This window comes from Candidatus Sordicultor fermentans (genome assembly GCF_012728195.1).
Classification (GTDB): Bacteria; Atribacterota; Atribacteria; order Atribacterales; family Caldatribacteriaceae; genus Sordicultor; species Sordicultor fermentans.
Map to the genome: position 1 here is coordinate 1 of NZ_JAAYFP010000131.1, position 5437 is coordinate 5437.

The window sequence follows — 5437 nt, forward strand, 5'->3', positions numbered from 1 at the left end:
AGCCACATCTCCTCCAACATTGCTTCTCCAGTTAGTGCAGAGGTAATCATTGGCATTTCGGGAAGACACCATAGTAAATTCAGGCTACTAAGTTGTGTCTTCACCAGTATGGGAACAGAGCCTTATCATATCTTTTTCTCAGCGTTAGTCAAAAATGTTGCAGTAATGATCAGACCAACAGGCTGGAATAAAGATAAGGTCGAGGCTAATTTTCTACCATTTGGCATAAGCAAGGTTATCACCGAACCATCGGTAGTACAGAGAAGTTTACCACCCATTCTACCAAGTAACGCCTGGGAAAGTACTTCTTCCTCTTATAGTTTTCTTTAGTTTGTTCCCATATTTTCTCACCGGTATATAGGCTGAGAAGCTTCTGGATATTAAATATTCTCAATGAAGCCATTAATGTACATAGTTTCTCCCAAGAGAGAGGAAAAACCCGGCTTGGAGCCATCCATGTTACTATACACCCCTCTAACACTCCCGCTTTCCAAATGTCGCCAAGTGATTGATTTTTACAAAGCTGCTTCAGACCCAAATGGATATAGACGTTAATACCAAAGGTCTTGCGCTAGAAAAGAGCCACCTCATTATGCAACCATACCAATTCCTGGTATCTAACAGCCAGTATGGACATACAAATCTCCTCTGGTAGGCAAACAGCTTGTTCCCCTTTCTAAAGATGTAATAAATACCTATTTCAAAAATTATAGTTTAGAAGCAGATTTCCTGACTCATTTTTAAAAACAAATAAAGTAAAAAGGATTAATACTAGCATCATAGAAAATTTGGTTATGGAATAATAACAACCTTAAAAGCTTTCTTTTGTTCTACCAAATCGCAAGCTTGATTAATTTCTTCCAATTTGAAAACATGGCTTATTAATGGTTTAATCTCTATTTTGCCTTGATGATAAAGGTCTAGCGCCAACAAATAATCCGGCTTGGTAAAACCTTGTAAACCTTTGATCCGTTTTTCATCCCGGACCACATTCCAGGGTTCAAAACTGACTGGTTGACCAAGAAAACCACTACCACCCATCAGAAAAAGTCCTCCGGCTCCAGTCATTTCTATAGCTTGGGTTACCGCTTCTACTCTACCAGTAGCTTCGACAACCAGATCTGCTCCTTTCCCCTTGGTCAATTCTTTGCCCCTTTTTACTGGATCCATCTCATCACTCATGATAATTTCATTAGCACCTAAACTTTTAGCCAATTCCAGGCGATCCCGGTCGGTGCTCAAGCCAACCATAACCACATAGCTGGGACCAGTAGCTAATACTGACTGCAAGATAAATAACCCAAAGGTACCTGGTCCTAAAATAACTATGAAACTACCAGCTTGAACTCGATTGGTTCGTATTGCTCTTACAGCAGTGGTTAAAGGTTCCAAAACAGCCGCTTCCTCGTCTGGAATGGTATCGGGAACTTTAAAAAGTATGTCTTCTGAGGTTATCACGTATTCAGCAAAGCACCCAGGAGAATCGATACCAACATGAATCCAGTCTTGACAACGATTATAGATGCCAATTTCGCAAGCATAACATTGGCCACATCCTTTAATGGCACTGGTTACCACTCGCTCTCCTACTGCAACTTTTCTAACTTTTGATCCAGTTTCTACCACCTCCCCGCAAAACTCGTGACCAGGAATGATAGGGAGCTGCACCGGTCCATGGCGCCCCATAAAAGTGTTGTTTCTAATAGCAATATCTGTTCCACAGAGTCCGGCAGCTTTTACTTTTATCAGAGCCTCATCCGGTTGAGGTTCTGGTACTTCAGTCTCCTGGAGTATGAATTCTGGCCTTTGATCAAGTTTTATTGCCGCTTTCATTACCTTTTTTCTATTCATTTCATCCTATCCTCCTCGAGTTTTTCTAAATCAACCCGCTGACCTAATTCAGCAGAAACATAGCTTGCATAAATCACCTTGACAACTTCTCTTCCCAAATCAATATCAGAAATAGGATCTCGATTGTAATACACAGCCTCGATAAAATCCTGCATCTCCTGTGGATAACCGCGAGCCCAATCCTCATCAGGAAAAGCAAAATTCCAGCCCGCTTTGGTCTCGAGTTTCTCAGAAATATATTCATCGGCAAATTCTTCTGGTGATGGAGCATATACTTGACAGGTGTTATTCGGAGTAATATTACATTTTATGACACTATTAGATAGACGAACCTCCACAAAGTTGATTACCCCCCCCAAGGTAATATCATTAGAAAAGATGGAAGCCTTGGTCCCATCCTCAAACGTCAGAAAGACAGCTGACCAATCTTCAACGTCTTTCCAGTCAGATACCACCCATTTCTTGCTTTCAGCCAAGAAAGAAGGAACCCTGGTAAGATTGGCTACATCGGCCATAACTGATTTAACCTTTATAGGTTTACCATTTTTAAGTTGTCCTTCATAGTTTTTTAAGTGAATGACCGCTCCAATCGGATGAGTACCTAATCGTAATAATGCACCACCACCGGACGACTTCCAAAAACGAGAATAGGCAGCATGAGAGCCGCTATGGCTTTCTTCAGCCCTTAACTCAAGGATGGTTCCCCTACTCGATTTAATAAGCCTTCTGGCTTTTTCTATTGCTGGGGCATAGATGAAGTTTTCAGCATACCCAAATTTCACCTTGTTTTCTTGAATAACACGAACTATTTCGTCAGCACTTTGCATAGCCATCCGGTACATTTTTGTTTTTGGCACCTTATCTCCAATCAATTCAACCTGCTCGTCAAGGTCTTCACCAAAGTACCCGGTTAACGGTTTTTCGCAGATAATGTTCTTACCAGATCTTGCGCTATCCAGGCAGATTTGCTTATGAGTGGAGTTTGGAGCGCATATATCGATTATATCTACCATCTTATCGTCTAAAAGATACCGGTAGTCATCGTAATATTTTGGTATGTTAAACTTACCGGCAAATTCTTCGGCACTTTTTAGAGATTTGGCTGCTACGCCAACGATCTCGACCGGAATTCCCTTAACATTTTGAAGGGAATTCACATGCAGGTGAGCGCAAAAACCAGCTCCAACCAAGCCAATTCTAATTTTTTCCATTTTCAAATCACCTCCCAGTAATTATTATCGAACATAACCAAAGTATCTCGGAAGGAATAAGGTTAGATTCGGTACATAAGTAATAAGCAATAAAACACCTATTTCTATCCGTACGAAAGGCCATATTTGCTTAACTATTCTTTCGAGAGGAATTTTTGAAATCGTGCAAGCCATAAGCAGGCAAAGCCCTACTGGGGGTGTAATCAACCCGACAATAAGATTAACCACCATTATTATACCGAAATGTAATGGATTAATCCCAAACATAGTTGCTATGGGGGCTAAGATTGGGGCGAAAATGACCAGTGCAGCTAAGTTGTCCATTAAACATCCAACGACTAAAAGGAGCAGGTTTACCAGAAGAAGGTAAACCAGAGGACTATTAGAAACGGAAAGAAAAAAATTGGTAGCTAATTGGGGAACTTGCTGAGTAGCCAGAATCCATGAAAATATATTTGCTGTGGCTATGAGGAAAAGCGACATTCCAGTGGTGAGCCCACTTTGTAATAGAGCCTTACGTATTTTTTCAAAATTGAGTTTTTTAATAACGAATAATCCAACGATAAACGCATAGGCAACTGCTACAGCAGAAGCCTCAGTAGCAGTGAATACCCCGCCTAAAATGCCGAATAAAATAATTGCTGGCATCAGGAGTGATAATATTGCCTCTTTAAAGATAATAAGAAACTGCCGAAAGCTTATTGATGTTTTTCGGTAGGGGTAGTTTCTTTTTACTGAGAGATAGTAATGGTAAATCATCATCACAACCCCCAAGAGGATCCCAGGGATAAAGCCGGCAAGAAATAAACCACCGATAGATACATTGCCAGCAGCAACAGCGTATACCACCATGGGAATACTCGGGGGAATTATCGGACCAATAGTGGAGGATGCAGCGGTGAGTGCCGCACTATAATCCACTTCGTAACCTGCTTCTTTCATCATCGCCATCTCGATTGGTCCCAGAGCAGCAACATCAGCTGAGGCAGATCCAGTAATACCGGAGAAAAACATGCTGGCAAGAATATTTACATGTCCCAGCGCACCCCGCATTCTACCCACCAAGGCTTCAGCAAACTTCACCAGATTATCGAGCATCCCAGCTTCTAACATCAACTCTCCAGCCAGCATAAAAAATGGAATGGCCATTAAAGTAAACGAATCCAAACCGGTAAACATTCTCTGGACCATTACCCGTAAAGGTATTTTACCCCAGATCAATAAAGACCCAAAGGAGCTTATTCCCAGTGAAAAGGCTATGGGCACCCCAAAAAGCATGCAGACAGCGAGAATAATAAATAGCGAAACTATGACCACCCTTTATCCGCCTCCTTTTCTGAGTGGGCTAATGATAAACTTTCTAAGTCATCGGGAATAAGAGAAACAAGCTGTATAATCATGAGCAAAGCTCCAACCGGTACTGAAAAATAAGGCCAAAACATCGATATTCTCATAGCCGGGGAACGTTGGAAAGCTAAAGCACAACTCAGAGCAATTCCTTCTTTTAAAACAACAATCAGGAAGAAGATGAGTAAAAGCTTGGTCATGAGTGATATTATTTGTTGAACTTTTGGTGAGAAATATTTTAAAAAAACTTCCAATCCAATATGAGTTCCAGCCTTGATACCTAAACTGGCACCGAAAAATGCCACCCAAACCATGAGATAACGCGCTAATTCTTCCGACCAGCGGATCGGACTATGCATCACATAGCGCATAAAAACTTGGGCAATGGTTACAACGGCCATGATTGCCATCAACACTATAATGACTGCTTCGGTGGCTAACGTAACCGATTTATTAAACTTTTTAAGCCAATCGTAACTTTTTTCCATCTACCACAACCCTCCCTCCAAAGCAGATTAAAGAGCGGGGACTTATTCCCCGCTCTTTAATTGAAAAATTGGTTAGTGATTTATTATTTTACTTTCTCAATTTCTTCAAAAAGGTAGTCAATCCACTTGGGTGATACTTGAGTTTTGATCCACTCAAGTACCCGGGGTTGAGTAGCATCACGGAAGGCTTGTAGTTCTTCAGGAGTGGGTACATAAATCTCCACGCCTTGTTTGAGCAATTCTTCAATTCCTACTGCTGAACTGTACTGCTGCAAACCTCTATGAACAACACCGGATATTTCAGCTGAGGTCAAAACCAGTTGCTGGAGGTCACTGGGCAGTTCGTTGAAAAAGGCGTCATTCATAAAAATAAAATCAATACTATAAAGGTGCCCATCGAGAGTGATGTATTTTTGCACTTCGTAAAGTTTTCCAGATATGATTAGTGAAATAGGGTTTTCTTGTCCGTCGACTACCCCCTGTTGCAAAGCAGTATACAATTCACCCCAGGGGATGGGTGTGGCCTCAGCCCCCAAAGCT

Annotated in this window: 6 protein-coding genes; 1 reads left to right on the plus strand and 5 read right to left on the minus strand. The window is 41.4% G+C overall.

Going from position 1 to position 5437, the window contains the following annotated elements:
• Positions 1–330: hypothetical protein (locus GXZ17_RS06960; protein ID WP_409376570.1), on the plus strand; the 330-nt coding region annotated here is incomplete at its 5' end.
• A 462-nt stretch (positions 331–792) separates the two neighbouring features.
• On the opposite strand, the gene GXZ17_RS06965 is transcribed toward GXZ17_RS06960, so the two are convergent.
• The 5 genes from GXZ17_RS06965 to dctP all read right to left on the minus strand — a co-directional run.
• On the minus strand, positions 793–1851 hold the full coding sequence (locus GXZ17_RS06965; protein WP_409376571.1) for a zinc-dependent alcohol dehydrogenase: 1059 nt from the start codon (positions 1849–1851) through the stop codon (positions 793–795).
• A complete protein-coding gene (locus GXZ17_RS06970; protein ID WP_409376572.1) occupies positions 1848–3062 on the minus strand; it encodes a Gfo/Idh/MocA family protein in 1215 nt (404 codons plus the stop codon). The genes GXZ17_RS06965 and GXZ17_RS06970 overlap by 4 nt, the downstream gene beginning before the upstream one ends.
• Before the next feature lie 24 nt (positions 3063–3086).
• The gene (locus GXZ17_RS06975; protein WP_409376573.1) at positions 3087–4379 is read right to left on the minus strand and encodes a TRAP transporter large permease; all 1293 of its coding nucleotides are present in this window, start codon (positions 4377–4379) and stop codon (positions 3087–3089) included.
• Positions 4370–4897, minus strand: coding sequence for a TRAP transporter small permease (locus tag GXZ17_RS06980; RefSeq protein ID WP_409376574.1), 528 nt, complete (start codon positions 4895–4897; stop codon positions 4370–4372). Before GXZ17_RS06980 ends, GXZ17_RS06975 begins: the two co-directional genes overlap by 10 nt.
• An 83-nt stretch (positions 4898–4980) precedes the next feature.
• On the minus strand, positions 4981–5437 hold a 457-nt coding region (dctP, locus tag GXZ17_RS06985; protein ID WP_409376575.1), incomplete at its 5' end, for a TRAP transporter substrate-binding protein DctP.